17 protein-coding genes are annotated in these 26861 nt (G+C 64.2%); 11 read left to right on the top strand and 6 right to left on the bottom strand.

Annotated elements, in window-relative coordinates; translation table 11 throughout:
- Positions 1–30: 30 nt before the first annotated feature.
- The 4 genes from ligA to ACP691_RS10920 all read right to left on the bottom strand — a co-directional run bounded on the left by ligA (position 31) and on the right by ACP691_RS10920 (position 7641).
- On the bottom strand, positions 31–2373 hold the full coding sequence (gene ligA / locus ACP691_RS10935) for an NAD-dependent DNA ligase LigA (RefSeq protein WP_426149475.1): 2343 nt from the start codon (positions 2371–2373) through the stop codon (positions 31–33).
- 103 nt (positions 2374–2476) lie between these two features.
- Positions 2477–3301: a cell division protein ZipA gene (zipA, locus tag ACP691_RS10930; RefSeq protein WP_426149474.1), complete on the bottom strand. Its 825-nt coding sequence runs from the start codon at positions 3299–3301 to the stop codon at positions 2477–2479.
- Between the two features lie 192 nt (positions 3302–3493).
- The gene (smc, locus tag ACP691_RS10925; protein ID WP_426149473.1) at positions 3494–6979 is read right to left on the bottom strand and encodes a chromosome segregation protein SMC; all 3486 of its coding nucleotides are present in this window, start codon (positions 6977–6979) and stop codon (positions 3494–3496) included.
- Positions 6980–6981: 2 nt separating this feature from the next.
- On the bottom strand, positions 6982–7641 hold the full coding sequence (locus ACP691_RS10920) for a GntR family transcriptional regulator (RefSeq protein WP_426149472.1): 660 nt from the start codon (positions 7639–7641) through the stop codon (positions 6982–6984).
- Between the two features lie 270 nt (positions 7642–7911).
- Here ACP691_RS10920 and guaD point away from each other — a divergent pair, with 270 nt between their 5' ends.
- Entirely contained in the window at positions 7912–9252 is a 1341-nt protein-coding gene (gene guaD, locus ACP691_RS10915) for a guanine deaminase (protein ID WP_426149471.1), read from the top strand.
- Positions 9253–9303: 51 nt separating this feature from the next.
- Positions 9304–9930, top strand: a complete 627-nt coding sequence (locus tag ACP691_RS10910; protein WP_426149470.1) for a LysE family translocator — start codon at positions 9304–9306, stop codon at positions 9928–9930.
- A 1-nt stretch (position 9931) separates the two neighbouring features.
- Here ACP691_RS10910 and ACP691_RS10905 read toward each other — a convergent pair whose 3' ends face one another.
- Positions 9932–14974 (bottom strand): dermonecrotic toxin domain-containing protein, encoded by a 5043-nt coding sequence (locus tag ACP691_RS10905; protein ID WP_426149469.1) that lies wholly within the window; start codon positions 14972–14974, stop codon positions 9932–9934.
- A gap of 355 nt (positions 14975–15329) precedes the next feature.
- Here ACP691_RS10905 and ACP691_RS10900 point away from each other — a divergent pair, with 355 nt between their 5' ends.
- The 4 genes from ACP691_RS10900 to ACP691_RS10885 all read left to right on the top strand — a co-directional run bounded on the left by ACP691_RS10900 (position 15330) and on the right by ACP691_RS10885 (position 21909).
- Positions 15330–16118, top strand: coding sequence for an outer membrane protein OmpK (locus ACP691_RS10900; RefSeq protein ID WP_426149467.1), 789 nt, complete (start codon positions 15330–15332; stop codon positions 16116–16118).
- Between the two features lie 83 nt (positions 16119–16201).
- A complete protein-coding gene (locus tag ACP691_RS10895; RefSeq protein WP_426149466.1) occupies positions 16202–16921 on the top strand; it encodes a 4'-phosphopantetheinyl transferase family protein in 720 nt (239 codons plus the stop codon).
- A 462-nt stretch (positions 16922–17383) separates the two neighbouring features.
- Positions 17384–20287, top strand: coding sequence for a ribonucleoside-diphosphate reductase subunit alpha (locus ACP691_RS10890; RefSeq protein ID WP_426149465.1), 2904 nt, complete (start codon positions 17384–17386; stop codon positions 20285–20287).
- Positions 20288–20589: 302 nt separating this feature from the next.
- Positions 20590–21909, top strand: a complete 1320-nt coding sequence (locus tag ACP691_RS10885; RefSeq protein WP_426149464.1) for a solute carrier family 23 protein — start codon at positions 20590–20592, stop codon at positions 21907–21909.
- Positions 21910–21926: 17 nt separating this feature from the next.
- On the opposite strand, the gene rutR is transcribed toward ACP691_RS10885, so the two are convergent.
- Complete coding sequence (gene rutR / locus ACP691_RS10880) at positions 21927–22616, bottom strand: HTH-type transcriptional regulator RutR (protein ID WP_426149463.1); 690 nt, start codon at positions 22614–22616, stop codon at positions 21927–21929.
- Between the two features lie 263 nt (positions 22617–22879).
- Between rutR and rutA the strand changes: the two genes are divergently transcribed.
- The 5 genes from rutA to ACP691_RS10855 are packed head-to-tail and all read left to right on the top strand — an operon-like array spanning position 22880 to position 26515.
- Complete coding sequence (gene rutA, locus ACP691_RS10875; RefSeq protein WP_426149462.1) at positions 22880–24022, top strand: pyrimidine utilization protein A; 1143 nt, start codon at positions 22880–22882, stop codon at positions 24020–24022.
- 3 nt (positions 24023–24025) lie between these two features.
- Positions 24026–24775, top strand: a complete 750-nt coding sequence (gene rutB / locus ACP691_RS10870; RefSeq protein WP_426149461.1) for a pyrimidine utilization protein B — start codon at positions 24026–24028, stop codon at positions 24773–24775.
- A gap of 12 nt (positions 24776–24787) precedes the next feature.
- Positions 24788–25180 carry a pyrimidine utilization protein C gene (gene rutC / locus ACP691_RS10865; protein WP_426149460.1) on the top strand — a complete coding sequence of 131 codons (393 nt, stop codon included), beginning with the start codon at positions 24788–24790 and terminating at the stop codon, positions 25178–25180.
- The gene (rutD, locus tag ACP691_RS10860; protein WP_426149459.1) at positions 25177–25983 is read left to right on the top strand and encodes a pyrimidine utilization protein D; all 807 of its coding nucleotides are present in this window, start codon (positions 25177–25179) and stop codon (positions 25981–25983) included. Before rutC ends, rutD begins: the two co-directional genes overlap by 4 nt.
- Positions 25984–25996: 13 nt before the next feature.
- Positions 25997–26515, top strand: coding sequence for a flavin reductase (locus ACP691_RS10855; protein WP_426149458.1), 519 nt, complete (start codon positions 25997–25999; stop codon positions 26513–26515).
- Positions 26516–26861 lie beyond the last annotated feature (346 nt).

The following is a 26861-nucleotide window of genomic DNA, read 5'->3' as shown; positions in this document are numbered from 1 at the left end:
CGCTCCAAAAAAACCAAGGCCGTCAGCGTCTTAGCGCCCGTCGACCTGCTGGTCCAGAAACGCTAGCCACTGGGCTTCGTCCATCACCGCCACCCTCAACTGCTGGGCCTTGGCCAGTTTGCTCCCGGCCCCAGGCCCGGCCACTACGGTGTGGGTCTTGGCGGAGACCGAGCCGGCCACCTTGGCGCCCAGGGCTTCGAGCTTTTCCTTGGCCTGGTCCCGGCTCATGCTTTCCAGGGTGCCGGTCAGCACCCAGGTTTGCCCGGCCAGGGGCAGCCCCTCTCCATCGCCACGGCGCACACTGGTCCAGTGCATGCCGAAGTCTCGTAGCTGGGCTTCGGCGGCCAGGGCCTCGACGCGCTGGGCAGGTAAATCGAAATAATCGCGCACAGCCTTGGCGGTGCGCTCGGCCACCACCTGGCGCAGGTCGAGCCAATCCGCGGCCGCGAGGGCTTCCAGGGAGCCGAAGCGCTGGGCCAGTTTTTGCGCGGCGCCTGGACCCACATAGGGGATACCCAGCTTCTCCACCAAGGATTCAAAGCTGGCCACGGCGGCGAACTCAGCGTGCACCTCCCCTTCACCCTGCAGCACCACGCCACGCTCCAGCAACTGAGCGATCACCGTGCGGTTATGCTCTTCCTCGAAGAAGTGAGCGATCTCATAGGCCACTTCGTGGCCGATGTCCGGCAGGTAGGTCAGTACCTTGGGTAGGGCGGCCATGATCCGCGCCAGGCTGCCGAGGGCACGAGCCAGGCCCTTGGCGGTCTCCTCGCCCACGTCGGGAATGCCAAGGGCGAAGATAAAGCGCGCCAGGCTGGGCGTGCGGCTGGCGTCGATGGCGGCGATGAGGTTGCGGCTGGAAACCTCGGCGAAGCCCTCCAAGCCCAATACCTGCTCCTGGGTCAGGTGATACAGGTCGGCGGGCGAGCGCACCAGGCCCGTGTCCACCAATTGCTCGACGATCTTGTCGCCCAGCCCGTCGATGTCCATGGCGCGGCGGGATACGAAATGGATGATCGCCTGCTTGAGCTGGGCGGCACAGGCCAGGCGGCCTACACAGCGGTACACCGCGCCCTCGCTGACCGTCTGCTTGCCCTTGCCGCGCTTGATCAGCTGGGTGCGCTCCACCTCCGAACCGCACACCGGGCAGTGAGTGGGCACCATCACCGGGCGGGCATCGGCGGGGCGCCGCTCGCTGACCACCTGCATCACCTGCGGGATCACGTCACCGGCGCGGCGAATGATCACGGTGTCGCCGATCATCACGCCCAGGCGGGCGACCTCATCCATGTTGTGCAAGGTAGCATTGGCCACGGTCACGCCGGCGACCTTCACGGGCCTGAGGCGGGCCACTGGGGTCACCGCCCCGGTGCGCCCTACCTGGAATTCCACGCCCAGCAATTCGGTGAGCTCTTCGGAGGCTGGAAACTTGTGAGCCAGGGCCCATCGGGGCTCGCGCGAACGAAAGCCCAGTTCACGCTGCGCCGCGATGCTGTTCACCTTGAACACCACCCCGTCGATTTCATAGGCCAGGCTGTCGCGTCGCTCGCCAACGTCCCGGTAGTAGTCCAGGCAAGCCTCGGCGCCCCGGGCGAGCTTCAGTTCCCGGCTGATGGGCAAGCCCCATTGGCGCAGTTGCTCCAGGTTGCCGATGTGAGTATCGGCGATGTCGTGGCTGACCTGGCCGATGCCATAGCAGCAAAACTCCAGGGGCCGGCTGGCGGTGATGCGAGCATCCAGTTGACGAAGGCTCCCGGCGGCGGCGTTGCGCGGATTGGCGAAGGTTTTTCCGCCCGCCTCGGCCTGGGCCGCGTTAAGGCGCTCGAAGCCTGCCTTGCTCATGTATACCTCGCCGCGCACCTCAAGGATGGCGGGCCAGCCGCTGCCCTTGAGTTTGAGGGGGATATTGCGCACGGTACGCACGTTGGCGCTGATGTCCTCGCCCGTGGTGCCATCGCCTCGGGTGGCGCCACGCTGCAACTGGCCGTCCACGTACAGCAGGCTTACCGCCAGCCCGTCCAGCTTGGGCTCGCAGCTGTACTCCACCGGCTGGCTCCTGGGCAGGTCCAGGCCGTCCACCACCCGACGGTCGAAGTCCAGCAGGTCGCTTTCCTCGAAGGCATTGCCCAGGCTGAGCATGGGAATCTCATGGCGGACCTGGCTGAACGCCGTCTGGGCGCTGCCTCCGACACGCTGGGTAGGCGAATCCGCCGTCACCAGTTCAGGATGCTCGGCCTCCAGCGCCTGGAGCTCGCGGAAAAGGCGGTCATATTCGGCATCCGGAATGCTGGGCTCGTCCAGCACGTAGTACCGGTAGTTGTGTTCGTCCAGTTCGGCACGTAGTTCCAGGATTCGGGTCGAGGCAGTGGTCATAGTCGGGTCCGGCGAGCATGCAGGCCAGGGCCTGCGCCAATCACATAAAGTAAAAAGCCAGCCCCGCCATGAACGGGGCTGGCTTTGGACATCATCAGGCGCTTCAGCGTTTCTGGGTGAGCGCGCGGCGCTCGAATTCCACGATCCGCTGGCGATAGTGCTCGATGGTCTGGGCAGTCAATACGCTGCGCTGATCATCCTTGAGCTCGCCATCCAGTTCGTGGGCGAGCTTGCGCGCGGCGGCGACCATCACTTCGAACGCCTGCTTGGGGTGACGCGGGCCAGGCAGGCCCAGGAAGAAGCTCACCGCGCGGGTGGTGAAGTGATCGATATCATCCAGGTCGAACACGCCGGGCTTGACCGCATTGGCCATGGAGAACAGCACCTCGCCATTGCCGGCCATGCTTTCATGGCGGTGGAAGATGTCCATTTCGCCGAAGCGCAGGCCGCTTTCGAGGATGTTCTGCAGCAGCGCCGGGCCCTTGAAGCCTGAAGGGTCGCGGGAAATCACATTGATCACCAGCACTTCTTCCACAGGCGTGCCGTCATCCAGCGAGCCGGCCCCGTCGTCGTCCATTTCAAATTCGTCCCGGCCGGACAGGCGCGGCTCGTCCACCGCCAGCTCCACCGCGCGAGGGCTTTCCTGGCGCTTGCGCCGGCCGCCTTCGCGCGCGGTTTCGCGGCTGGGCGCGGTCATGCTCGGCAGGTCGGCTTCATCCAGCTGCGGTTCTTGATGGGTATCCAGCACCCGGGGTGGACCCAGTACTTCAGTGGGCCCGTCTTCATCGGGGAGATTGGAGAGGCTGCGATCCAGCCTGAACTTGAGTTTGCCTTTGCCGCCACGCATGCGGCGCCAGCCATCGAAGAGAATGCCGGCGATCACGATGATGCCGATAACGATCAGCCACTCGCGCAGACCGATTTCCATGGAGTCCAGTGCCTCGAAAAAAATGTCGAAAAAGTAAAATGGGTCAAGAAACCCTTTAAAACGTGAGCCCAAGCCTATGTTCTGGCTGGTCTTTTCTCACGCACACAATATATGAACGATAAACTAGCATGACCAAAGGCAACTTTACACCGTTCGCCGCATGTGTTTCACGGCAGAACGCAAGCGTTCGCCTCAGGCATCGACCATCGCCAGGGCTTCCTCCACATCCACGGCAACCAGCCGCGAACACCCGGGTTCATGCATGGTAACGCCCATCAACTGGTCGGCCATCTCCATGGCGATCTTGTTGTGAGTGATGTAAATGAACTGCACAGTTTGCGACATTTCCTTCACCAAGCGTGCGTAACGTCCTACGTTGGCATCGTCCAGCGGCGCGTCCACTTCATCGAGCATGCAGAAGGGCGCGGGGTTGAGCTGGAAGATGGAAAACACCAGTGCCAACGCGGTCAGTGCCTTTTCACCGCCGGACAACAAATGGATGGTGCTGTTCTTCTTGCCCGGCGGCCGGGCCATGATCGTGACCCCAGTATCGAGTAGATCTTCGCCGGTCAGTTCCAAATAAGCGCTACCGCCACCGAAGACTTTCGGAAACAGGGCCTGCAACCCGCTGTTGACCTGGTCGAAGGTGTCCTTGAAACGGTTGCGCGTTTCCCGGTCGATCTTGCCGATGACGCTTTCCAGCGTGCCGAGCGCCTCCACCAGGTCCGCGTCCTGGGCGTCCAGATAGCGCTTGCGCTCGGACTGCTGGCGATATTCCTCGATGGCCGCCAGGTTGATCGCGCCCAGGCGCTGGATGCGTGCGTCGAGCAACTGCAGCGCCTCCTCGGCCGCCGCTTCGCTGGCGTCGGCTTCCAGGGTTTGCAGCACCCCATGCAGATCATAGCCGTCGGCCTGTAGCTGCTCTTGCAAGGCCTTGCGACGCACGTTCAGGGCCTGCCATTCCAGCCGATGCTGTTCCATCTGCCCGCGCAGCAACTGCGACTGCTGCTCGGCCTGGGTGCGCCGCTTCTCGGCCTCGCGCAATTCACGGTCCGCGTCGTCCAGGGCGGCTCGGGCCATGCGCATTTCCTCGTCGGCGGCCAGCCGTTGCTCCAGCAGGGCCTCGAGCTTGAGCCGCAGCTCTTCGAGCGGCGCTTCGCCTTCTTCCAGGTTCAGGGTCAGTTGCTCCTGTCGCTCGGCCAGCCGCGCCGATTGCAGCTCCAGACGCTCCAGGGCCTGGGCGGTAGACTTGTGCTGAGCCTGCAACGAGCCCAGGCGCAAGGCCAGTTGATGCGCGCTGTCCTTGTGCTGGCGAGCCTCCAGGCGGGTTCGTTCCACCGCCTGGCGCAACTGCTCGCGAGCCTCTACAAGCACTTCACGCTGGCCGCTGTCATCGGCCATCAGGTCGAGCGCTTCCTGCAGCAGCAGGCGGCATTCGCCTATGGCCTCGGTTTCCAGGGCACGCTGCTCGCTCAGTTCCCGGGTTTCTTCCTCCAGGCGCCGCCGCCGCAGGCTCAACTGTTCGGCGCGCGCCTGGCTGGCGGAACGCTGGGCCTTGAGTTCGCCCGACTGGCGGGCCTCCTCCTGCAAGCGGCGGCGAACCTGCTCACGCGCCTGCTCTGCCGAGCGCTGGGCTTCGCGCGCTGCTTCCAACGCTTGCTCGAGCTCTTGCTGGGCAGCCTCGGCCGCCTCTCGGGTAGCGCTCAAACCTTCCAGCTCCTGCGCCCGCGCCAGTACCCCACCCTGGGTATCATCGCCGCGACGTACCCGCAGAAAGTGCCGCCCTACCCAGTAGCCATCACGAGTCGCCAGGCTTTCCCCAGGCGCCAGCTCGGCGCGCAGCGCCAGAGCCGCTTCGAGCGTGTCCACCGGGCGCACTTGCCCGAGCCAGGCGGAAAGGTCCAGCGGGCCGCTGACCTTGCTCAACAGGCTGTCGCCCAGGCTGGGCGCGGGAACTGCCTGGGCCAGGCGTAATTCGCCGCCTTCGAAGGTCGACAAGCCTGGCGCGGCCAGCTCATCGAGCAGCACCGCCTGCAGGTCCGCCCCTAGCACAGCCTCGACCGCCTGCTCCCAGCCCGGCTCGACCCGCAACCCCTCGGCCAGCCGGGGCCGGCCTTGCAGCCCTTGTGCCTGGAGCCAGTCGCTGGCTCCGCCGACCGGATTCAAGGCAGCCTGCTGCAGCGCTTCCAGGGAGGCCAGGCGGCCACCGAGGCGCTGCAGCTCGGCTTGCCCGGCCTGCTGGCGCTGACCGAGGCCTCGCAAGCTTTCGCGCAAGGCTTCGAGTTGCTCGGCCTGCTCCGCCTCCTCGGCCTGAAGATCTTCCATCAGGGTTTGCGCGGCGGCCAGTTGCTCGTCCAGTTCCAGCAAAGCGGCGCTTTGCGGGTCCGCCACCAGGCTGGCCAGCTCTTCGGCCAGCCGCCGCTGGCGCTCGGCCAGGCGTTCCAGCGACTGCTCCAACTGCTGCAGGCGCGCCTGTTGCACTTCCGCCTGGCGCCGTGGCTCGGCGGAGCGGGTATTGAAGGTATCCCAGCGCTCCTGCCAGCCCTGCATGGCCGACTCGGCCGCTTCCAGGGCGGCAGCGCTTTCCTCGGCCGCGGCGGTGGCGATCTCGTGCTCGGGTTCGAGCAGGGCCAGTTCCTCGGCCAGGGTGGCGAGCAGGGTCTGGTCATGCCCCAGATGGGACTCGGTCTCCAGGCGAGCGCGCTCCGCTTCGCGCAGGTCGTCCTGCAGTTGGCGCAGCCGCTGCTGGCCGTGCTGGATGCTTTGCTCGACCCGGGCGATATCCCCGCCTACCGCATAGAAGCGTGCCTGCACCTGGTTGAAGCGCTCGGAGAGTTCATGATGGCCATCGCGCAGGCGCTCGATGCTGGCATCGGCGTTGCGCTGATCGGCCACCAGGGCCTCGAAGCCCACTTCCTGCTCGCCGATGATGCCTTCGCGCTGTGCCACCTGCTCATCCAGGGCCCGCCAACGCAGGGCCGACAGCTGTGCCTTGAGCTGGCGCTCCTGAGCCTTGTATTCCTGATATTTCTCTGCCGCCTGGGCCTGGCGGTGCAGGCGTTCGAGCTGACGCTCCAGTTCCTCGCGCAGGTCCGTCAGGCGCTCGAGGTTTTCCTGGGTGCGGCGGATGCGGGTTTCGGTTTCCCGGCGCCGCTCCTTGTACTTGGAAATGCCCGCGGCTTCCTCGATGAAGTTGCGCAGCTCTTCAGGCCGAGCTTCGATCAGGCGCGAGATCATGCCCTGCTCGATGATCGAGTAGCTGCGCGCGCCCAGGCCGGTGCCCAGGAAGATATCGGTGATGTCGCGCCGACGGCACTTGGTGCCATTGAGGAAATAGGTATTCTGGCCGTCGCGGGTCACCTTCCGGCGAATGGAGATCTCCGCATAGGCGGCATACTCTCCGACCAGGGTGGTCTCGCTATTGTCGAACACCAGTTCGATGCTGGCCTGGCTGACCGGCTTGCGGCTGGTGGAGCCATTGAAGATCACGTCCGTCATGGACTCGCCGCGCAGGTTCTTGGCCGAACTTTCGCCCATGACCCAGCGCACCGCGTCGATGATGTTGGATTTGCCACAGCCATTGGGGCCGACCACGGCCGCCATGTTGCTGGGAAAGTTGACGGTGGTGGGATCGACGAAGGACTTGAATCCCGCCAGGCGGATGCACTTGAGGCGCATCTTCAGCGAGCGCCCAGGGCGGCGAGCACCAGTTGGCAGCTCAACTCGCCGTAGGCCTTGAGCTGGGCGCGAATGGTGTTCAGGTCGCGATCCCTGACGGCGCTCAGCAAACCGTCGAACAAGGCCAGGTACTCGGCCATCGCCGCCTTGCGCTGCTCCAGTGCCAGATAGTAATTGCGGTTCATCGCCGGCTGCAGGTTTTCCACCGTCTGGCTCAGGTAGGGATTGTCCGCGAACGGATAGGCCGCGCGCATCACATTGAAACTGTCATCGACGAACGTCTGGATGTCATTGGCCGCGGCGCTCTGGCGCAAACGCTGCTGCAAGGTCAGAAAGGGACCGAGGTCTTCCTCGCCGCGCCATTGCTGCGCCACGGCGCAGCCGAGCAGAATGTACAGCTCGCTCATCAAGGTGCAGAGGCTGCGCGCGTGATGAGCGTTGAGTTCACTCACCTGGGCACCGCGGCGTGGGGAAATCACTACCAGGTGCCTGCGCTCGAGGATCAGCAACGCTTCGCGCACCGAGCCACGGCTCACGTCCAGGGCCTGGGTCACCTTCTGCTCCTGGATCCGCTCGCCAGGGCGCATTTCGCCTCTCACGATACGGTCGGCCAGATGGCGGGCAATCTGCTCGGCGAGGCTGTCCAGGGCCTTGAAGGTCATGATTGATGGGAGTTCCAATAGAGGCGCGGGGCGGCGATTGTAACGCAAATGCTGGCGCGCTGAAGCGGAGATGGCAGGCAAGCGGCCACCCTTGGGCAACGGCTTGCCGTATGCTTGTCCTAGGCTTGCCCTATCCGAAGCCGTCCACGGACCGCGCCCTGATACCGGTGGTCTTGGCTGAAGCGAGGCCCTGCCGGGTTGGCGTGGCGGCGATGCAAGGTAAACTGGCTATCAAGCAACCGCCGCACCTGAACATTCGAAGGCCCACTCATGAGTGATACCCGCAAAGCCTACCGCGCCAGTCTTTTGCACAGCCTGGGTGATCCTGCCGACCTGGGCGAACACGCTTCCCATGAATACATCGCCGACGGACTCCTTGTCGTAGAGGGCGGGAAGATCCTGGCCATGGGCCCGGCCAGCGCGCTGCTGCCCGACCTGGACCCCGAGGTACCGGTGCGGCACTTCGAGGATACCCTCATCACCCCAGGTTTCATCGACACCCATATCCATTACCCGCAAACAGGCATGATCGGCGCTTACGGGGAGCAATTGCTCGACTGGTTGAACACCTACACCTTCCCCTGCGAGCGGCAGTTCCAAGACGCAACCCACGCCGAAGACGTGGCCGGCCGCTTCCTCGCCGAGCTGCTACGCAATGGCACCACCACCGCCCTGGTGTTCGGCTCCGTTCATCCCGAGTCCGTCGATGCCCTGTTCGAAGCCGCGCTAAGGCTGAACCTTCGCTTGATCGCCGGCAAGGTGATGATGGACCGCAACGCTCCCGACTACCTCACCGACACCGCACAGAGCGGTTACGCCCAGAGCAAGGCGCTGATCGAGCGTTGGCACGGCCGGGGCCGGCTGCAGTATGCGGTGACGCCCCGCTTCGCCCCCACCAGCACCCCTGAGCAATTGGCCTCGGCCGGGCGCCTGCTGCGAGAGCACGACGGGCTTTACCTGCATACTCACCTGAGTGAAAACCGCGAGGAAATCAACTGGGTCAAGCAGTTGTTTCCGGAGCGCGAGGGCTACCTGGATGTGTATGACCACCATGGGCTGGTCGGGCCGCGGTCGGTGTTCGCCCATGGCGTGCACCTTTGTGAAGACGAATGCGCCCGGCTGGGTCAGGCGAGGGCCTCCGTGGCGTTCTGCCCCACCTCCAACCTTTTCCTCGGCAGCGGGCTGTTCAACCTGCCCATGGCCGAACGCCACAAGGTGAAGGTGGGCCTGGGTACCGACGTGGGCGCTGGCACCAGTTTTTCCATCCTGCAGACCCTCAACGAGGCCTACAAGGTCATGCAACTGCAAGGGGCGCGCCTGAACCCGTTCAAATCCTTGTACCTGGCCACCCTGGGCGGCGCGCGGGCGCTGGACCTGGCAGACCGCATCGGCAGCCTGCAGCCCGGCCATGAGGCGGATTTCGTGGTGCTCGACCTCAAGGCCACGCCCCTGCTGGAGTACCGCCTGAGTCAAAGCCGCTCCATCGCCGAAACGCTGTTCGTGCTGATGACCCTGGGCGACGATAGGGTGGTCGCGCATACCTTCGCCATGGGCGAAGAGGTGCATCGACGAGATACCGAGGCATTGGCAGCAGACCTCGCCCGCGACTGATGCCCTGGCCTGGGTGATAATCGCCCCCTCTCTCCTAACCTGGCGAAAAACATGCCCCTGGACACCTGGATGCTTTTCTGTGCCGCCGCCTTCGTGGTCATTGTGATCCCTGGGCCGCTGTCGCTGCTCATGGTCAGCAATAGCTTGCAGCTGGGCGTGCGTCGATCCTGGCCGGCTTTCCTGGGTGAAATGAGCGCTTCCCTGTGCCTGCTGATGGCCTCCGCCCTTGGCCTGGGCGCGCTCCTGACGGCCTCGGCGCAAGGGTTCGAGGCACTGAAGCTGGCCGGAGCGCTCTATCTGTTCTATCTGGCCTGGAACAGCTGGCGCCATGCCAGGCAGCTGCCTGAGCAGGAGAGCCGTACACTGGCGTCGGAGCGCGGCGTTTCAGCGCTCTTTCGCCAGGCCTTTCTCCTGGGCGCCAGCAACCCAAAGGACCTGCTGTTCTTCGCAGCCTTTCTGCCGCAGTTCATCCAGGCCCAGGCCCCCCTGGGCCCGCAATTGCTGGTCATGAGCCTGAGCTGGGCGCTGATCGACCTGGGTTGCAAGCTTGGCTATGGCCTGCTTGCCCAAGGGGCTGGCCGCTACTTGCGAAGCGGCCAAGGTCGGCGCTGGTTCAATCGCGCCAGCGCCGCGCTTTTCGCCGCTGCCGGCGCGGGGGCGCTCTGGGGTTCGCGCTGACTCAGAATTCGCCTAGCCGAACCAGCGCCAGCACGCCTTCCTCCGCCGAAGCGTCGAGCCGCAAGGCGGCCAGCAACCTGACCAAGCGGCCCTCCCTGGCGGCTTGCGCCAAGGCTTCGGCCTGGCGCCGTCCCAGACGCTCCTGCCAACGGGTGGTCCAGGCTGCGGAGAGCGTCGTCAGGCCCTCATCCGCTGCCACGAGCACTTGATCGGCCTCGGCTATCTGGACGGCGACCACGTAGATGCGGCCAGTCGAGGGTTGCCGGTATTGGGCAAAACGGCCCGCTCGATGCTCCTGGATAAGCCCATAGCGGACCAGAAGATCATCGGCCAGATTGAAGGCATGGTGGCGCATACGGGGCCGCCGCACGGTTTCCAGCAGGCCCTGGGTGTATTGCTCCACGGGCCGCAGATACAGCACGCCAGGCGCTGGGGTTGCAACATCCGGCGGCAGCGCGAGCCGCCAGTCCAGGCCGCCCTCCAAGCGCTCCGGACTCAGCGTTGAAAGCAGCAGCAAAGGGTCGGCCAGGTCGCCTTGCGCATGGCTATTGTGCACCCAACTGGACAGCACATGCTCCAGATGCAGAAGCCGAGCATGGTCACTGCCCTGCGCGCGAGCGAAGGCCGCCTCGGCAACGCTGAAAGCGCTTGGAGGGGTAAGGCCCGGTCGCGTCCGACCAAGCTGCCGATCCAGAGGCGCGAGGAATAGATGACGGCGTACCGACCATTCGGCGCCCTCGCGCGCAACCAGCCAGGGCTGCTCGGCGAACCGCTCGCGAATGCATCGGTTCAACGCATCGAACGTGAGTGGCGTGGGCAAGTCGGCTGGGCGCGAGAGCAGCAGGCGCGTGTCATCGGCAACCGGAAACACAGGCAACCATTGCCCATGGACGCGCACGCCTTCGATCAAACCTGTATCAATATTTCGAAACATTCCTGAACCAGGGGCGCTTTCCACATCGCCAGGCTGGATTGGCCGCAAGGCGCTGCGCCAGCTACGCACCGCGAGCGGCGCTCCTGGTATATCCGAAAGCAGGAATACCCGCTCCCAGATGATTTCCACGGATGCCGCGCTCGGCGCCGTGGCGCCTCCCAGCACTGGTACCAGTTCGCCGCGGTACCGGGCTGCGCGGACCATGGCAGCTGCCTCGACATTGGGAATGCGCGGGATAACCATATCCAGCCAGGGCCGGGTCAGCAGGCTGGCGCCATGATTCCCATACAGGTTGAGCGCGCCAAGCCTGTCCAGCTGCACCAGCACGTAGATTTCCGGGCGGCCCGGGCGGCGGAACACGCTTAGGTAGCGGCCCGCGATCGCATGATCGAAGAGTACGCTGTAGCCTCGTCCGACCAGGAAGCCATTCATCATCATGCGAAGCTCTTCGGCGCCCTGCCCGGCCAGGGCCTGTTGCAGAGCCGTTCGCTCGGCCGTCGTAAGGGACCAGTGTATCTGGGAGAAGCTGTCGGCCAGATCCCGTCTCGCCAGTTCGGTCACCAGGCTGTCGATCATCCTCGGGAAAAGCGCCCGGAGGGGTTCCGCGGTATCGTCCGCGATCAGGCGTTCGATAGCACGCAAACGTTGCTGGGTCAGCCCCAGCGGGGATTGCGATGCCCTGCGGTAGACTATCTCCGCCCAGGCCCGTCGCGCAGCGGGAGCCAGGTGAGGGAAGCGCTCGGCCAGACGTTCGGCGAATGTTTGTGTATAAGGCCCGATGAGGGTCGGTGCGTCAGCAGGCGTGGCCCCCAGACGCACTCGCACCGGGCCAAGCCCTTGAAGAATCAGCTCGTCGAGTTCCGCCAGGCTGGCAGGCGCCGGGCCCGCCGGGGCGATGAAGCGCTCCGCTTCTTGGCCGCCGCCCCTCAGCAGCGGATAATAATGGCCTTGCAACCTTACCATTTCCGTCGGCTGGCCTTGACCGCGCGGGGCAAGATGAACCAGGCCCCCGCGGCCGCTAGGAGTGAAGTCATCACTGCCCGTCGGGGTCCAGCGCACGGCCTGCCACGCATCGGTCACTGGCGCGACCACAACCGCGGCGCCTGGACCTGTCCGATAGCGCAGCGCCCAGGCTGGCGGGGTTCCGTCGGCCAGGTAGGCAAAGGCGAATTCTGCCTCCAGGGTCGCGCTTGGAAATCTGTATTGATTCAATAGCCGTCGGCCTTGGGCCAACGCCCTTGTCCGCGTGGCGCCGGTAAAGGGTTCATGACGGCTACCAGGCCCCCAGGTGGCGAAGACATTCTCGGCCAGGGTCAACTTGCCCCCGCCACCACGCAGCCCCACATCGGCATGGGTGACCCAGCGCTCGCCCTCACGCCGAACAGGCGCCTCATATCGGCGCGTTGCCGTGGCGCGCAAGCTCAGGGTCGTTTCACCGGGGCGACGGTAGACCGCATAGGCTCGTCCATCCTGGCAGATATAGCGTTGACCGTCGTGCAGCCAGGTACCGGCGTCTGCTCCCGCGAGCGCCGTGGCGCCGGGTAGCCGGAGCCGGGCCTCGTAGCCCGCCAAGGGCTGCCGCGCCTGTCTCAGAACAGCCTGTGCCCTCACCGCCTGGCGCACACTGGCCAGGCTGGAAGCCACGGGCAGGCTGCTGAGCAGCACGTCCAGAATCCCGCCCAGAACCCCAACCACGCCCACGCCGACCAGGTCGGGGTCCTGCTGACGCCATCCGGAGCGCACCATCGAGGCGCTTTCATAGAGGGTCTGCAGGCCAACCAGGGTACCCACGCCGGGCATCATGGCCATGGCCGCGCGCAGGTAACCCAGGTAACGCTCCTGAAGCGCCAAGTGGCGGGCCACATGGATGCCGCGCTGGCTTCGCCCTTGTGCCACGGCTCTGGCTCGTAGCCAGAAACAGCGATCGTCCAGCTGTAGAGAGACAAGGGTCTGGTCCAGGGATGCCGGGGCGCGAAGATAATCGTCGTAGTGATGTAGCGCGGCCTGCCGGAAGTAAGCCAGCGATACCTTCGGGTCGCCGCCCAGGCGCTGCGCTAGGTATTCGGCCAGCGTTGATTGACTGGCGATACCCCGTCGGAGCGTATCCAAAGCGCGGCTCAGGCTTCGATGTTCGATCAGCTCGAATCCGTCAGGCGCCCCGGGCAGGTGCAGCAAGGTATGACCACCCTCCCCCTGGACCAGCGCGCAACAGCCTTGAACCGTCTGGCCCAGCTCCTGGTCCATGTGGATCACCAGCCAGTGGAGCCGTAGCCCGCGCTCAGCCAGGCGAGCAGCATCCTGTTCCGTGGCGGCCGCTTGCAGCATTGTCTGGCCGCGAGTGCTTAGCCGACGCGACCAGTGCATCACCTGGGCCAAGAGTTGGAGTTCCAGCTCGAACGGTCGGCGCAGCCGTTCAGGCATCAGCGCCCGAGCCGGGTCCAGGCTACGACGCACATGGGCGTCGTACTGCTTCAGCGGGTCCAGTACGGGCAGGATTTCTATCAGGTAACCGGCCGTGAGACCGGGGACTTGCCAGTGCGCGGCCTTGAGCCGTTCAGTTTCGGCCGCCTCGTCGGCATCGAGGTTTTCCATCGCCAGTTCGGCCAATGTCACCTGTTCCCATGTATCGCTGGGGACCCAGCGAAGGCCGCCGGGGCCATGCTCACTGAGCGGAGGGCGTGGAAACAGACCCTCCGGGGGTGGTTCAAGGCTCGTCCCCTTACCGAACCATTCAAAGGTCATGTGGGTCGGACGGCTCGCCACCACTGTCTCGGGCTCGATTCGAAGGCCCAGGTCCTGCTCGATGCGCTCGGCCAGCAAGCGCCCGGCGAACACGGCGAAGTCGGGCACCTGCTCGCTGAGCCAGGCTTCCAGCTGGCTGGCGGCCTCATGGTAGGCCAACAGTCGCTGGGCGAAGCCCTCCCGCTGGTCCAGGGGCCGGCTGAGCAACCAGGTGGGCAAGTGCTCCAGCAGCGCGTCGGCCTGCCACTGACGTTCGACCTCAGTCAATGCCAGGCGGCGCTGGCTATCCATCGGAATCGCCAGGGCGCTGCGAGCTTCATCCAGGATCCGCTCCCGGGCAAGCGCCTGATCGAGCTCGGGCCAGGGCCAGTTCCCTTCCGCCAAGGCGGCGAACCGTTGCACCCAGGGTTGTAGCAATGCCTGGATGGCCGTGGCCCCGCCTGCTGCCAGCGGCACCAGGGCAGCTCCATCTCCTTGCGCTGGCGCGTCCTGCGCCTGCCTGGCCAGGGCGGTGGGCAACGGGGCCTGAATGTCCGCGGCGATGGCCTGGTACAAAGAGGCCTGGTCCTCGAAATGAGCGAGCCCCCCGCTTTCCCCTTGCACCCATAGCAGCAAAGGCAGGCCAGTGACGCGCGAGCCCCAGGCCTGCGGCAGCGTCAGTACCCAGGCTCCCGCCAGGGTGGCGCCGTTCCAGGTGACCGCCAGCCACTGCCAACCGCCGGGGCCGTCAGGCACATCGAGCATCGCCGCAATACCGGGTTCCAGTGCTCCTTCCTCGGCCCGCAGACGCAACTCGGCGACAATGGCCTGCTCCAGCAATTGGCTCAGGTCGGCGCTCAAGTCGTTCGGCGCGGAAAACGCCGCGGCCGTTCCCATGATCGCCGCGGACTTCGCCTGGGCCTGATGGCGGGCTTGAAACGCAGCCTGATAGGCCGACAGGTCCGCAAGGGCGGGGGCTTCCTCGCCGAAGCGGGCCAACAGGCGGGCCCGGTGCGCCGCTTGGCGGCTTTTGTTGAGATGGCGCGGATAATCGGCCGGCTGGCTCCCAAGCTCCAGCAGATAGGCAAAGGCGTCTGCCTGTTGCCTGAGGGCTTCGTCCACCGCCACCTGCCAGGCCTCGGCCGCTGGTTCTTCGGCCATGCTCGAGGCCATGGGCCGCAGGTCTTGCGGCAGGCTGGAGGACCAGTCAGCCTGGCCGGCGGCCTTGGCGGCCAAGGCATCGGCGACGCGATGTAGCCAGTCGACCGGCGCGTCAGCCAGTAACTGCCCAGCGGCCAGGATGCCTCGGGCTCGGTCCCGTTGCTGGCTTGCCACTGATGGGAACAAGGGTTGGGCCGGGGTCTCCAGTAAGCTGTCAAGGGGATTCACGACTGCATCTCCTGAGCGAAAAGCAGCAGTCTGAGCAGACGGACCTGTGGTGACGCAGTAGATACTTACGCCGGCGCCGCAGCCGAGCCGGGGGCAGGACCACGGGTCATCGCCGGTGATTGCCTTTCAGAATATGCCTCATTATGCTGCGCGCCCTTTAGCCGGCGCGCCCTCTTGCGCCGCTCCTTGAGCAATGCCCCCGCAAGCCTGACCGCCCTGCCGAGTCCGCTTCGGCAGAAGGCCATGGCCTGGCAAGACGCTTGCAAGGGGTGTATGGCGACGAAACAGGCCGGCTAGACGACTCTTATCGAGGCGGCGCCAATGCAGCGCCGCCGTTATCACCAAGGAGCTTTCAATGAATCGTACTCTTTCCAGCCTAGTGCTGGCTGGCACCGCCTTGGCTGCCAGTGACGCCCAGGCCGCGGGCGAGTGGCTGCAGTGGCAGAGCAACAGCCTGACCTACCTCAACGGGCGGGACTTCACGGTCGACCCGCAGATCCAGCAAACCTTTACCTTCGAACACGCTGACTCCTGGAAATACGGCGATAACTTCCTGTTCGTCGACAAGATCTTCTACAACGGCAAGGCTTCCTCCAGCGCTGGCAATAGCACTCTGTATGGTGAGTTCAGCCCACGGCTCTCCGCTGGCAAGATCCTCGGCCAGCCGGTGGCCTTCGGCCCGGTCAAGGACGTGCTGCTGGCCCTGACCTACGAGTTCGGCGAGGGCGATAACGAGTCCTACCTGTTCGGTCCAGGCTTCGATCTTGACGTGCCCGGCTTCGACTATTTCCAGCTCAACTTCTACAAACGGGTCACTGACGGCCCGCGCGCCGGCGATAACGTGTGGCAGATCACGCCGGTATGGTCCTATACGATTCCGGTAGGCAAATCCGATGTATTGATCGACGGCTTCATTGACTGGGTGGTCGGTAACGACAGCAACAACCGCGGCGACTACCATGCCAACCTGCACTTCAACCCGCAGATCAAGTACGACCTGGGCAAGGCCCTGAGCCTGACCGAGCGACAGCTGTATGTAGGTATCGAATACGATTACTGGAAGGACAAGTACGGCATCAAGGACACCGCTTACTTCGATACCGACCAGAACACCGCCAGCCTGCTTGTAAAGGTGTTCTTCTAAGAGCGAAGCCCATGGTCGCCGGCGTTCTTGGCCATCGGGCCCGCCGCTGGCACCTTCAAACGATAGGGGGCACAATCTGGCTTATGAACATGACCGCTCCCCTGCCCGCCTGCTGTTCGCCTGTGATCTGGGATTGCCCATTGCCCGTGCCGGCGGGCGCGGTGTTCGCCAGCTGCGGTTTCCAGCCGTCGCATCTGGCGGCTGATGACTTCCAGCGCGCCGGCATCGTTCGCCCGCCGTCCATCGAACGCTCGGTCGCCAAGCGCCAGGCCGAGTTCCTGGCCGGGCGCCTGTGCGCGCGAGCGGCACTGGGTCGGCTCGGCCTGCCAGGCTGTGACCTGCCCATCGGGGAAGACCGTGCCCCAGGCTGGCCTACGGGATTCTGTGGTGCCATCACTCATGGCGACGGTTGGGCGGCGGCCATCGCGGCCCCGACCGATCGCTGCCGCGGGCTTGGCCTGGACGTGGAAAGCCTGCTGGCCCCGGAACGCGCGCGGCGCCTGGCGGCCGAAATCCTTACGGCGGCGGAGCTGGAGCGCCTGCCTGAAGATCCGCAACAGGCCGCGCTGGTCGTGACCCTGACCTTCTCTCTCAAGGAAAGCCTGTTCAAGGCGCTTTACCCGCTCGTCGGCCAACGGTTCTATTTCGAGGCGGCGTCACTTCTGGACTGGTCCGAGGACGGGCAGGCGCGCCTGAGCCTGCTCACCGACCTAAGCCCGGACTGGCGCGCCGGCGTGCAACTGGCGGGCCAATTCAACCTGCGCGACGGGCGATTGCTCAGCCTCGTTTGCGTCCCGGCATGACGTGACGAATGGCGTTTTTCGTCGCGTTTTCCTACAGCCCTTGGGGCAAAGGGCGCGCAGCAGCTATCCCACATTTTTCCCACAAGTTATCCACATTTCCTGATGTTGCAAAGGCTACCCAAGCGCATTATCTTGTATCCCCTTCACGCCAGACCACTACATATTGGGTTTTGGTGTCCTGCGTCAACACTACGCTATAAAAGAATTCAAGCCCCTGAAGGCTGATTTTTCGGTTGCGGTACAGGCCTGCTGGCATGCTTGCCAGGCTGTCTGGGCCTGCAAGCTTCGTTTTGCCAGGGAGGCGTCAAAAGCGCCCCCTTATTTGATCAAGAAGTCGCTGTATACCGGCGGAGCTGGCCAGTGCCTCATGGGGCCTGGTCGCCTCGTCGGTTGTCGTGCTTCACATGGAACGGCAGTCACCCCTGCCGCGCCCAACTAAACATAGAGATCGTGGAGACTCCCATGCACACCGACACCACTCGCGAGAACCCGACAGGCCAGGCGCCTCAGGGCGCGGGCTCCAACCAGGAGCTGAGCGCCACCGCACCCGGCCAACTGCGCGTGATCAAGCGTAACGGTACTGTCGTTCCCTATACCGACGACAAGATCACCGTGGCCATCACCAAGGCGTTCCTCGCAGTGGAAGGCGGCAGCGCCGCCGCGTCCTCGCGCATCCACGACACAGTCGCGCGCCTGACCGAGCAAGTGTCGGCCACCTTCCGTCGGCGCATGCCGTCGGGTGGCACCATCCATATCGAGGAGATCCAGGACCAGGTCGAACTGGCCCTGATGCGCGCCGGCGAGCACAAGGTTGCCCGCGACTACGTGATCTACCGTGACCAGCGGGCCAAGGAGCGCGCCAGCCGTAACGACGCCAGCCAGCCCGCGCAGCCCCATCCGAGCATCCGCGTGGCCCGCGCCGACGGTACCCTCGAACCACTGGACATGGGTCGCCTGAACACCATCATTTCCGAAGCCTGCGAAGGGCTGGCGGAAGTGGACGGTGGGCTGATCCAGCGCGAAACCCTGAAGAACCTGTACGACGGCGTGGCCCTGAAGGACGTGAACACCGCCCTGGTGATGACCGCCCGTACCCTGGTGGAGCGTGAGCCGAATTATTCCTTCGTCACCGCCCGCCTGCTGATGGACACCCTGCGCGCCGAAGGCCTGGGGTTCCTGGGCGTCGCCGAAAGCGCCACCCACCACGAGATGGCCGAGCTGTACGCCAAGGCCCTGCCGGCCTACGTGGCCAAGGGCGTGGAATTCGAACTGCTCAATCCGGAACTGGCCCGCTTCGACTTGGCCAAGCTGGGCGCGGCCATCGATCACGAGCGCGACCAGCAGTTCACCTACCTGGGCCTGCAAACCCTGTACGACCGCTACTTCATCCACAAGGATGGCGTGCGCTTCGAGCTGCCCCAGGTGTTCTTCATGCGCGTGGCCATGGGCCTGGCCATCGAAGAGAAGAACCGTGACGAGCGCGCCATCGAGTTCTACCGCCTGCTGTCGTCGTTCGACTACATGGCCTCCACCCCCACCCTGTTCAACGCCGGCACCCTGCGCCCGCAGTTGAGCTCGTGCTACCTGACCACCGTGCCGGACGACCTTTCCGGCATCTACGGCGCCATCCACGATAACGCCATGCTGTCCAAGTTCGCGGGCGGCCTGGGCAACGACTGGACGCCGGTTCGGGCGCTGGGCTCGTACATCAAGGGCACCAATGGCAAGTCCCAGGGGGTCGTTCCCTTCCTGAAGGTGGTCAACGACACCGCCGTGGCGGTCAACCAGGGCGGCAAGCGCAAGGGCGCGGTCTGCGCCTACCTGGAAACCTGGCACCTGGACATCGAGGAATTCCTCGAGCTGCGCAAGAACACCGGTGACGACCGTCGCCGCACCCACGACATGAACACCGCCAACTGGATTCCGGACCTGTTCATGAAGCGGGTATTCGAAGACGGCAAGTGGACCCTGTTCTCCCCGTCCGAAACCCCGGACCTGCACGACCTCACCGGCAAGGCCTTCGAGGAACGCTACGAGTACTACGAAGCCCTGATCGAATACGGCAAGATCAAGGTCTACAAGACCCTGCAAGCCAAGGACCTGTGGCGCAAGATGCTCTCGATGCTGTTCGAGACCGGCCACCCCTGGCTGACCTTCAAGGACCCATGCAACCTGCGCAGCCCGCAGCAGCACGTGGGCGTGGTCCATAGCTCGAACCTGTGCACCGAGATCACCCTGAACACCAACAAGGATGAGATCGCCGTCTGCAACCTGGGCTCGATCAACCTGCCGAATCACATCGTCGATGGCAAGCTGGACACCGAGAAGCTGTCGCGCACCATCAAGACCGCCGTGCGCATGCTCGACAACGTGATCGACATCAACTACTACTCGGTGCCTCAGGCGCGCAACTCCAACCTCAAGCACCGCCCGGTGGGCCTGGGCATCATGGGCTTCCAGGATGCGCTTTACCTGCAGCACATCCCTTATGGTTCGGACGAGGCGGTCAAGTTCGCCGACCTGTCCATGGAAGCGGTGAGCTACTACGCCATCCAGGCGTCGTGCGACCTGGCCGACGAGCGTGGCGCCTACGAGACCTTCCAGGGCTCGCTCTGGTCCAAGGGCGTGCTACCGCTGGACTCGCTGGAAACCCTGATCGAGCAGCGTGGCGCCAAGTACATCGAAGTCGACCGTAGCGAGACCCTGGACTGGGCGCCAGTGCGCGCGCGGGTTCAGAAAGGCATTCGCAACTCGAACATCATGGCCATCGCACCGACCGCGACCATCGCAAACATCACCGGCGTGTCGCAGTCCATCGAGCCGACCTACCAGAACCTGTACGTGAAATCGAACCTGTCGGGCGAGTTCACCGTGATCAACCCCTACCTGGTGCGCGACCTCAAGGCACGCGGCCTGTGGGACGCGGTCATGATCAACGACCTCAAGTACTATGACGGTTCGGTGCAGCAGATCGAGCGCATCCCTCAGGAGCTCAAGGATCTCTACGCCACGGCCTTCGAAGTGGACACCAAGTGGATCGTGGAAGCGGCCAGCCGTCGCCAGAAGTGGATCGACCAGGCACAGTCCCTGAACCTGTACATCGCCGGCGCCTCGGGCAAGAAGCTGGACGTGACCTACCGCATGGCGTGGTTCCGTGGCCTGAAGACCACCTACTATCTCCGCGCCCTGGCCGCCACCAGCACCGAGAAGTCCACCATCAACACTGGCAAGCTCAATGCGGTGTCCAGCGGTGGCGACGGTGCCCTGCACGCCGCGCCCCAGGCTGCCGAGTCGGCAGCGGCCGGCCCGGCCCCGGTGCCTAAGGCTTGCGCGATTGACGAGCCGGATTGCGAAGCCTGCCAGTAAGGCCCCCGCCCCTGCCTGTAGCCGCCAGGCCGCAGGCCACAAAAGCCCCCGCCCTGAAAGGCGGGGGCTTTTTCGTCTCCGCGCCGCCAGCCTGCACCAGTACCGACCAGCCTTGCACTGAGCGAGTGCTCCGAAGTGGACCAAAAGGTCCGGATTCACCTCTCGCTTTTCCTAAAGCCTTCTCGGCGCTCAGGATTTTCCCGCTGGCATGCATTCTGCTCCGCTGACCCGCTACCGCCTCATGATCAAGCGAATGCAGGGGCGAGCTACCGGGACACTCCCACCAACGAAGGGCGGACTCTATGAACAACCCGTTTTCCTGGTCTGTAAAAGCCGATCTGGGCGATATCATCGCCCCTCATGAACGCCTGCCCTGGCCGCAGACACTTGCCCTGGGCATACAGCATGTGTTCGCCATGTTCGGCGCAACCTTGCTGGCGCCCTTGCTCATGGGTTTCGATCCGAATGTGGCGATCATGATGAGCGGCCTGGGGACGCTGATCTTCTTCCTGGTCACGCGCGGGAAGATCCCCAGTTTTCTCGGTTCCAGCTTCGCCTTCATAGGCGCGGTCAGCGCCGCCACCGCCTATGCGGGAAGCGGCCCCAACCTGAACATCCCCTTGGCCCTGGGCGGAGTGGTGCTGTGCGGGCTGGTATACGTCGCCATCGGCATCGTGGTGCAGGCCGCGGGAGTGGGCTGGATAGAGCGCATCACGCCGCCGGTAGTCACCGGTACCGTGGTAGCGGTGATCGGCCTCAACCTGGCCAGCGTCCCTATCAAGACCATGGCATCCTCCGGTTTCGATACCTGGATGCAACTGGTCACCTTCGTTTGCATTGCGTGTATCGCGGTCTACACCGGCGGGCTGTTGCGGCGCATGTTGCTTCTGGTGGGGCTGATTGCCGCGACTGTCATCTATTTCGTGCTGGCCAACCTGCTTGGGTTGGGCAAGGCCATCGATCCAAGCCCCATCGCGGCCGCGCCCTGGTTCGGCATGCCGGCCTTCCAGGCGCCGGTGTTCACGGTGTCGGCGGCGTTGCTGATCGTTCCGGTGGTGGTGATCCTGATCGCCGAGAACCTTGGGCACATCAAGGCGATCGCCTCGATCACCGGACAGAACCTTGACCAGTCCATCGGTCGCGCCTTCATCGGCGATGGCATTGCCACAGTGCTCAGCGGCAGTGTGGGCGGCACCGGGATGACGACCTACGCGGAAAACATCGGCGTAATGGCGGCCACCAAGGTGTATTCGACTGCGCTCTTCATAGTGGCGGGGGTGGCGGCGATACTGCTTGAGCTTTCACCGAAATTCGGCGCTATCGTGCATTGCATTCCGGTACCGGTGATGGGCGGTGTATCCATCGTGGTGTTCGGCCTGATCGCCATCGCCGGCGCGCGCATCTGGGTAGAGAACCGGGTGGATTTCTCCGATAGCCGCAACCTGTTGGTCGCTGCCATTCCCCTCGTGCTGGGTACGGGTGACTTCACCCTGCATCTTGGCGGCTTTGCACTGGGCGGGCTGGGGACCGCCACCTTCGGCGCCATCCTGCTTAATCAGCTACTCAACCGGCGCAGGGTGGGCCAGCCCGCAGCGCTAAGCGTGGAAGCAGCCCCGAGGTAGCGTCGCTGCCGCCCTGGTCAGGGCCTGGGCCTGAGGCCATCGAGCAACAACGCCTGAAGGCTGGCCAGGGTGGCCTCGAAGAAGGCCGGATCGGACAGGTCCTTGCCGGCGATGGCGCGTACCTGGGCACCAAAATCGGCGTAATGCTGAGTAGTGCTCCACAAGCTGAAGATCAGATGGTAGGGGTCGACCGGCGCCAACCTGCCGGCCTCTACCCACTGCCCTATCACCTCGACCTTGCTCGCCACCAGCTCGCGCAAGGCCTGACTGAGCTGGCCGCCGATCAAGGGTGCGCCCTGCATGATTTCCATGCAGAACAGCTTCGACTCGGCGCTGTGGTCCCGAGACAATTCCAGCTTCGCCCGCAGGTATTGGCCAATGGCCTGCAAAGGGTCCTGATCCGCGCTGAACCCCCGAAGCGGCGCCAGCCAGGTATCGAGTACCTGCTCGAGCACGCTCACGTAGAGGTCTTCCTTGCTGCCGAAGTAATACAGCAGGTTGGTCTTGGAAACGTCTGCGCTACTGGCTACCTGGTCGAGGCTGGTGCCGTGCAGCCCGTATTGGGAAAACAGCCCGAGCGCGGCCTGGATGATCGAGGCACGCTTGTTCTCCACCATCAACGAACGCCGGTTTCGGGCCTTCTCGCTGATCGTGCGTCCAGGGCGTCGCCCTGTGGAAGAACTAACCTCTGACGTCTTATCGTTCACGGAGCTTTCCGAGCTGGAATGGGGCCTGCATTGTAACAGCCACTACGGATGTCGTAGCAGCCGTGCACTGAAACGGCCCGTGCCGCTTCATCGCTGTGCGCCGGCGATCCATCCAAACGGTCTTTTTCGGACCATTTGGTCTACTGGAAATGCGGGCATGGACGTAGACCATTGATAAGACAGGAGAAAAGAAAGCTGGCACAGCTCGTGCTCAAGCTTTTCCGACGTCGCCACCCAGGCCGACGATTCAACCGGAGGCGCCCATGAAAGTCGGTATCTTTATCCCCATCGGTAACAACGGCTGGTTGATTTCGGAAAACGCTCCCCAGTACAAGCCGAGCTTCGAGCTGAACAAGCAGATCGCCCAACGGGCCGAAACCTATGGGCTGGACTTTCTACTGTCGATGATCAAGCTGAGGGGCTTCGGTGGCAAAACCGAGTTCTGGGACCATAACCTGGAATCCTTCACCCTTATGGCGGGTCTGGCCGCGGTGACCAGCAAGATCAAGCTCTTCGCCACCGCGCCATCCCTGGCCTTGCCGCCTGCCATAGTGGCGCGCATGGCCTCCACCATCGACTCCATTTCCAATGGCCGCTTCGGGGTGAACCTGGTGACGGGCTGGCAGCGTCCCGAGTATTCCCAGATGGGCCTGTGGCCCGGTGATGAATTCTTCAGTACCCGCTACGCCTACCTGTCCGAATACATCCAGGTGCTGCGCGACCTCTGGGAACGAGGCCAGTCGGATTTCAAGGGCGAGCATTTCACCATGGACGACTGTCGCATGAGCCCAATGCCCAGCGCCGACATGAAAGTCATCTGCGCCGGCCAGAGCGACGCCGGCATGACGTTCTCGGCCCAGTATGCCGACTACAACTTCTGCTTCGGCAAGGGCGTGAACACCCCCAAGGCGTTCGCCCCGGCTTCGCAAAAGCTGATCGAAGCAACGCGAGTCACCGGGCGCAACGTCAGTACCTACGTGCTGATGATGGTCATCGCCGATGAAACGGACGAAGCCGCCTGGGCCAAGTGGGAACACTACAAGGCGGGGGTCGACGAGGAAGCGGTGGCCTGGCTGGGCGTACAAGGCGGGGCGGACAAGACCTCAGGGGCAGACACCAACGTGCGACAGATGGCCGACCCCACCTCGGCGGTGAATATCAACATGGGCACGCTGGTGGGCTCGTACGCTTCCATCGCTCGCATGCTCGATGAAGTGGCCGAGGTGGAAGGCACCGAAGGCGTGCTGCTGACCTTCGATCATTTCGTGGAAGGCGTGGAAGCCTTCGGCACGCGAATCCAGCCGCTGATGAACAGCCGCATCGAGGTAGCCTCCCCCGTTCCCTCCCAGGCAGGTCCGCGCCGCGGCGCGGTGGCCAGCGACACCCCTGAAGCGCTGGAGGCCTGACGTATGGAAGTTGGACAGAAGGTTACCCTCAGCGCCACCACGCCGGCCGGCCTCCCCGCGGTGAACGGCCAGGCTGCCTGGGCATTGCCGGCGCGACCCGAGCCGCTGTACCTGCACCCTTCGAACACGGCGCTCGTGGTGGTGGACATGCAGAATGCCTACGCCTCGGTGGGCGGCTACGTGGATTCGGCCGGCTTCGATATTTCCGGGGCCCAGGGCGTGATCGCCCGTATCGCCAGCGCCATCGAGGCGGCCCGTGCCGCCGGCGTGACGGTGGTGTACCTGCAGAACGGCTGGGATAGCCAGTACGTGGAAGCCGGCGGGCCGGGTTCGCCCAACTGGCATAAATCCAACGCGCTCAAGACCATGCGCAAGTTTCCTGAACTGCAAGGGCGCTTCCTGGCCAAGGGCGGCTGGGATTATGCGCTGGTCGAGGCACTGGCGCCCCAGCCCGGGGACATCTTGGTACCGAAAACCCGCTATAGCGGCTTTTTCAACAGCACCCTGGACAGCACCCTGCGTGCCCGCGGCATTCGCAACCTGGTATTCACCGGCATCGCCACCAATGTGTGTGTCGAGTCCACCCTGCGCGATGCCTTCCATTTGGAGTATTTCGGCGTGCTGCTCGAAGACGCCACCCACGAGCTGGGCGGCCCAGCGATACAGGCCGCGGCGGTCTACAACATCGAAACCTTCTTCGGCTGGGTCTCCAATGTCGAAGCCTTCGTCAACCTCCTGAGCACTCAACGTTAAGAAGGGGTCCCCATGCCAAAACAAGTCATCATCCCGCCAGGTACCGCCACGCCTATCGGCCCATTCGTACCCGGCACCCAGGCTGACGGCATTGTCTATGTCGCCGGCACGCTGCCCTTCGACAGTGACAATAACGTGGTGCATGTGGGTGACGCGGGGGCGCAAACCCGTCATGTACTGGAAACCATCAAGGGTGTGATCGAAGCTGCCGGGGGCACCCTGGAGGATGTTACCTTCAATCACGTGTTCCTTACGCGCTGGGAAGACTACGCGGCTATCAACGCTGTCTATGCCGAATATTTCCCGGGGGAAAAACCGGCACGCTACTGCGTGCAGGTGGGGCTGGTGAAACCCGAGGCCCTGGTGGAAATCGCCAGTATCGCCCATACGGGCAAACAGCCATGACGGCCGCGCTGCACACCCAGGTTCAGGTCAAGCCCGAGAGCCAGCCGGGCGCCGAAGTGGTGTTGCTCTGCTCAGGCCTGGGTGGCTCGGCCGGCTACTGGGGCGCCCAGCTGCCCGCGCTGCTGGAAGCGGGCTACCGGGTAATCACCTATGACCAGCGGGGCACCGGCCGCAGCCGCCAGCCGTTGCCCGCCGATTATCGCATCGAGCACATGGTCGAGGATGTGCTCGAGATTTTGCGGACAGAGGACGTCAGCCGATGCCACTTCGTCGGCCATGCCCTCGGCGGGCTGGTGGGGCTGCAACTGGCGCTGGATCAGCCGGGGCGCTTGATCAGCCTTTCGCTGGTCAATGCCTGGGCGGCGCCCAACCCGCACTCGGCCCGCTGTTTCGACGCGCGCCTGGCCTTGCTGGACCACGCCGGTCCACGCGCCTACGTGGAGGCGCAGCCAATCTTCCTCTACCCGGCCAGCTGGGCAGCCGCCCAGGCCCAGCGCGTTCAGAAGGAAGTCGAGCATGCACTGGAACACTTCCCCGGCGCCGACATCATGAAGGCGCGCATCGGCGCACTGCGTCGCTTCGATGTCAGCGAGCGCCTGGCCGAAATAAACTTGCCGGTATGGGTATCCAGCGCGCTCGACGACGTACTGGTGCCGGCGACCTGTTCCGAACGGCTGGCCCAGGCCATTGCGGGCAGCCTCCTACACGTCCAGCCCCACGGCGGCCATGCCCATAACGTCACTGCGCCTGAAGCCTTCAACGAGGCGCTGCTGGGGTTCCTGACCCGCCAAAGCCAGTCTTGAAAGGAAAAAGCCAATGTGTGCATCCATCAGCGAGCCTGTGACCTGTACGGTCGACAAGGCTGAGTTTCGCAATGCCATGGCCCTGCTCGGGGCTGCGGTGAACGTGGTCACCACCGACGGGCCCGGCGGCCTGGCAGGCTTCACGGCCTCAGCGGTATGCAGCGTGACCGACGAACCCCCTACCCTGCTGGTATGTCTTAACCGGGGCGCGTCCGTGTACGGGGCTTTCCGGGACAACGCCGTACTTTGCGTCAACGTGCTGGGGGCCGGGCACCAGCACGTCTCCAACTGTTTCGGTGGCAAGATTCCAATGGCCGAGCGGTTCGCCGCGGTGAACTGGACGGCGGGCAGCTCAGGCTGCCCGGTGCTGGAAGGGGCCAGTGTTTCCTTCGAATGCCGGCTGCGGCAACGCACCGAAATAGGCACCCATGATGTGATGTTCTGCGAGGTGCAGGCCATTCATCTCAGCGCCACGGCGGGCAGCCTGATCTATTTCAACCGGGCGTATCATGAGCTGGCCGTCACGCTCTAGGCCTGCAGAAGCTGGCATTGAACGTCAGGGGTTCAGTTCACCCTGTGGGAGGCAGCGCCAGCTGTCGAACAGCTCCCAGCTAGGGCTGGTCACGCAGGACTTGGGCTCAGCCCTGGCTCAAGGGGAGATTCGACGAGCGGCTCGCGCCCAAGGCCCCCTTGGGCCTATGCCGACAACCTCATCGCAGTGAGGGCCACCCGTCAGCCCGCCAAAAAACACATCATACTGTGCTATACCTCAATACCTGGCACTAGATATTGGGTGTATAGTTCGCCTCCGTCGGGCTGGACGAGCGCACGAATCTGCTTTCGGGCCGCGCATTCGGGAATGCATTTCCGTATACTCC

This window comes from Pseudomonas sp. DC3200b2 (assembly GCF_049895785.1).
Taxonomy (GTDB): Bacteria; Pseudomonadota; Gammaproteobacteria; order Pseudomonadales; family Pseudomonadaceae; genus Aquipseudomonas; species Aquipseudomonas massiliensis.
The sequence above is the reverse complement of the archived record's forward strand: the minus strand, read 5'-3'. Positions and strand labels throughout refer to the sequence as shown.

Bases quoted from the DNA above. Each gene is read 5' to 3' on its own strand.
- ACP691_RS10920 (WP_426149472.1), bottom strand. From the start codon at position 7,641: ATGACCTTCAAGGCCCTGGACAGCCTCGCCGAGCAGATTGCCCGCCAT.
- rutB (WP_426149461.1), top strand. From the start codon at position 24,026: ATGGAAGTTGGACAGAAGGTTACCCTCAGCGCCACCACGCCGGCCGGC.
- ACP691_RS10885 (WP_426149464.1), top strand. From the start codon at position 20,590: ATGAACAACCCGTTTTCCTGGTCTGTAAAAGCCGATCTGGGCGATATC.
- zipA (WP_426149474.1), bottom strand. From the start codon at position 3,301: ATGGAAATCGGTCTGCGCGAGTGGCTGATCGTTATCGGCATCATCGTG.
- rutD (WP_426149459.1), top strand. From the start codon at position 25,177: ATGACGGCCGCGCTGCACACCCAGGTTCAGGTCAAGCCCGAGAGCCAG.
- ACP691_RS10900 (WP_426149467.1), top strand. From the start codon at position 15,330: ATGAATCGTACTCTTTCCAGCCTAGTGCTGGCTGGCACCGCCTTGGCT.
- ACP691_RS10910 (WP_426149470.1), top strand. From the start codon at position 9,304: ATGCCCCTGGACACCTGGATGCTTTTCTGTGCCGCCGCCTTCGTGGTC.
- smc (WP_426149473.1), bottom strand. From the start codon at position 6,979: ATGCGCCTCAAGTGCATCCGCCTGGCGGGATTCAAGTCCTTCGTCGAT.
- rutC (WP_426149460.1), top strand. From the start codon at position 24,788: ATGCCAAAACAAGTCATCATCCCGCCAGGTACCGCCACGCCTATCGGC.
- rutA (WP_426149462.1), top strand. From the start codon at position 22,880: ATGAAAGTCGGTATCTTTATCCCCATCGGTAACAACGGCTGGTTGATT.
- ACP691_RS10855 (WP_426149458.1), top strand. From the start codon at position 25,997: ATGTGTGCATCCATCAGCGAGCCTGTGACCTGTACGGTCGACAAGGCT.
- ACP691_RS10895 (WP_426149466.1), top strand. From the start codon at position 16,202: ATGAACATGACCGCTCCCCTGCCCGCCTGCTGTTCGCCTGTGATCTGG.
- ligA (WP_426149475.1), bottom strand. From the start codon at position 2,373: ATGACCACTGCCTCGACCCGAATCCTGGAACTACGTGCCGAACTGGAC.
- ACP691_RS10890 (WP_426149465.1), top strand. From the start codon at position 17,384: ATGCACACCGACACCACTCGCGAGAACCCGACAGGCCAGGCGCCTCAG.
- guaD (WP_426149471.1), top strand. From the start codon at position 7,912: ATGAGTGATACCCGCAAAGCCTACCGCGCCAGTCTTTTGCACAGCCTG.